This is a genomic window from Thermovirga sp. (genome assembly GCF_017656375.1).
GTDB lineage: Bacteria > Synergistota > Synergistia > Synergistales > Thermovirgaceae > Thermovirga.
In genome coordinates, this window is record NZ_JACDOB010000074.1 from 1 (window position 1) to 2636 (window position 2636).

Consider the following 2636-nt stretch of genomic DNA (forward strand, 5'->3'; position numbering starts at 1 on the left):
CGAAAATACTGTAGATGGCGTGCTTGCTCCGCTACTTTATGCTTTTCTGGGAGGATCCCCTCTCGCTATGGCTTATAAAGCCATTAACACTCTTGATTCGATGGTGGGCTATAAGAACGAAAAGTACATCCATTTGGGATGGGCTTCTGCCAGGCTAGATGATTTGGCAAACTTGATTCCGGCAAGATTGGCAGGGATGCTCATTCCGCTAACTTCAGGCTTCTGTGGTTTTGACGTGGTCAACTCCTTTAAGATTGTTATTAGGGATAGGTACAATCACACAAGCCCCAATGCTGGTTTTCCAGAGTCTGCTGTGGCAGGTGCATTAGGGATCCAGCTTGGGGGAGAGAGCACATATTTTGGAGAAAAAGTAGTAAAACCTACGATTGGTGATCCGGTGGTACCTTTGAAAGCCGACCACATAAAAGCAGCTATAAATATTATGTATAGTGTTGCTGTTGTTATGGTTTTGTCGGGCTTAATAATTAGCCATTGGCTTAAATATTAATACTAATGGAGGATTTAGATGCTTTCCTCAAAGGGTTTTGTTCATGGTGGTAATATTTACGAAATTAGTCGTCAGTTTGCTATTAGAGAAGAGGACATAGTGGATTTTAGTGCAAATATAAATCCTCTTGGTATTTCTGCATTGGCGAAAGCGAACATAGTAGAGGGATTATCGTCGTTTTCGGTAAAGTACCCTGACCCAGATTATTTAGAGCTGAAAAGGGCAATATCAGGATATTTGAATGTTCCTTCAGATGATATTATTGTAGGAAATGGTGCTACTGAGCTTATATATCTGTTTTTTAGGAGTTTGAAGCCCTCTAGTGTTTTGATTCCCATTCCCACCTTTAGCGAATATGAAAGAGCTGCCAAGCTTGCGGGCTGTAAAACCAGGTATTTCTTATTGAAAGAAAGAGATGATTTCCGTTTGTCTTCCAATAAATTAATTAGGAACCTTGAAGGTGTGGAAGCTGTTGTTTTATGCAACCCTAACAACCCTACAGGTAATCTACTGCCTAAACATATAGTCAAAGAAATTGCATGCTTTTGCAGGGATCGGAATATTTTGATGCTTATAGATGAAACCTTCATAGAATTTGTAGATGACGTATCTTCTGCGATGGCCATAGATATTCTTGACGAATTTAAAAACATAATTGTGGTACGGGCGTTCACCAAGTTCTTTGGTATGCCAGGCATGAGGTTGGGGTATGGGATAACTAAGAGCGTCAAGATAAAAGAGGCGATTCGATCTTTTAAAGAGCCATGGAGCGTAAATGGCCTAGCTGCGGCTGCTGGAGCAGCAGCATTGAAAGACGAAGAATATATCAAAAAGAGCAAATCCATGATAAGCATAGAGAGAAAATATTTATTGGAAGAATTATCAAAATTTTCATGGTTAAAGCCTTTTAGCACTTGCGCTAACTTCATCCTGGTTAAAATTTTGGATAAGGAAATTTCATCTTCTGCCCTGCGGCAAAAATTGATTCCTTTTGGTGTCTTGATAAGGGATGCCTCTAATTTTTTAGGCTTAAACAATAGCTTTTTCAGGGTGGCAGTGAGGGACAGAGAGGACAATGACAAGCTGATATTGGCTCTAAAAAAGTGTAGGGGAGCTTAAAGCATGAATGCAACGGCGAGGTGTCCTGGGTCTTGCGGGGAGCTAATTCAGGGATTTGTAGCTGGTAGGGAGTGTTTGGTGTCTTGTACTGTCAATTTATTTTCGGAAGTTACTCTGGAAGAGGTGTCTTATTTTTGCAAGGAGCAAGGACCTAAAAAGTCCAGGGAAGCTCTGACGAAAAGTTTTGAGTTTTTTGGATTATCCGCTGAAGATACCTACAATATAGAAATTAAAGTGAATTCTTCTATTCCCGCGGGTAAAGGAATGGCAAGCAGTACCGCCGACATTGTGGCCACTATCAGGGCCTCTGCATTGCTTGTCGGAAAGGAGATAGACCATGCAGAGGTAGCTAGTATGGCTGTATCGATTGAGCCGACTGATAGCGTACTTTTCCCTGGTCTTACTCTTTTTGATCATCTTGAGGGAAGCATTATTGAACCTTTGGGCAGTGCGCCTCCTCTGGATGTGTTAGTGTTAGAGCCATATGAGACCTTGGATACCCTTAAATTCAGGGAGACGGACTATTCGGAAGTCAAGAGGAAAAATCAGGATAAGATAGAGTACGCACTCTGGCTTTTAAAAGAGGGAATTAGAACGCAAAACTCATTGTTGGTCGGTGAAGCTGCAACTATAAGTTCTATTGTAAACGAGGAAGTTCTGCAAAAGCCTAAATTACGTTCAATAATTGATTGTGCAAAAAAAGCAGGAGCGGTGGGCGTTAATGTGGCTCACAGTGGAACAGTGATTGGGATATTAATAGATAATGCATACACTGATGCTGAGAGAGTAAAGAGACTTTTGAAAAGGGAAGGGTTATTAAAAGAATTCGGAAGAGTGTATCTATGCAAGGTGTTAGTTTAAGGCCCTAGTTTTTGGATTTGTTATTTGTTGAATTTGCGTGATAGGAAAAATTTTTATCGTTTTTGTAGGAGCGACTTTTGTAAAGTAGCACAAAATAAAGGGGTTGGGAGGATATCCTCCCAACCCCTTTGAGTCAGTCGTTCTATTG

The 2636-nt window shown here is 40.9% G+C and carries 3 protein-coding genes; all 3 read left to right on the forward strand.

The genetic code is table 11. From position 1 onward, the window contains the following. Positions 1–508, forward strand: a 508-nt coding sequence (locus H0Z23_RS08890; RefSeq protein ID WP_296869092.1) for a CobD/CbiB family cobalamin biosynthesis protein, incomplete at its 5' end; no start/stop codon positions are given. Positions 509–526: 18 nt separating this feature from the next. Beyond that, positions 527–1627: a threonine-phosphate decarboxylase CobD gene (cobD, locus tag H0Z23_RS08895; protein ID WP_296869093.1), complete on the forward strand. Its 1101-nt coding sequence runs from the start codon at positions 527–529 to the stop codon at positions 1625–1627. 3 nt (positions 1628–1630) lie between these two features. Beyond that, positions 1631–2488, forward strand: a complete 858-nt coding sequence (locus H0Z23_RS08900) for a hypothetical protein (RefSeq protein WP_296869094.1) — start codon at positions 1631–1633, stop codon at positions 2486–2488. The last annotated feature ends 148 nt before the right edge of the window (positions 2489–2636 follow it).

Bases quoted from the DNA above. Each gene is read 5' to 3' on its own strand.
- cobD (WP_296869093.1), top strand. From the start codon at position 527: ATGCTTTCCTCAAAGGGTTTTGTTCATGGTGGTAATATTTACGAAATT.
- H0Z23_RS08900 (WP_296869094.1), top strand. From the start codon at position 1,631: ATGAATGCAACGGCGAGGTGTCCTGGGTCTTGCGGGGAGCTAATTCAG.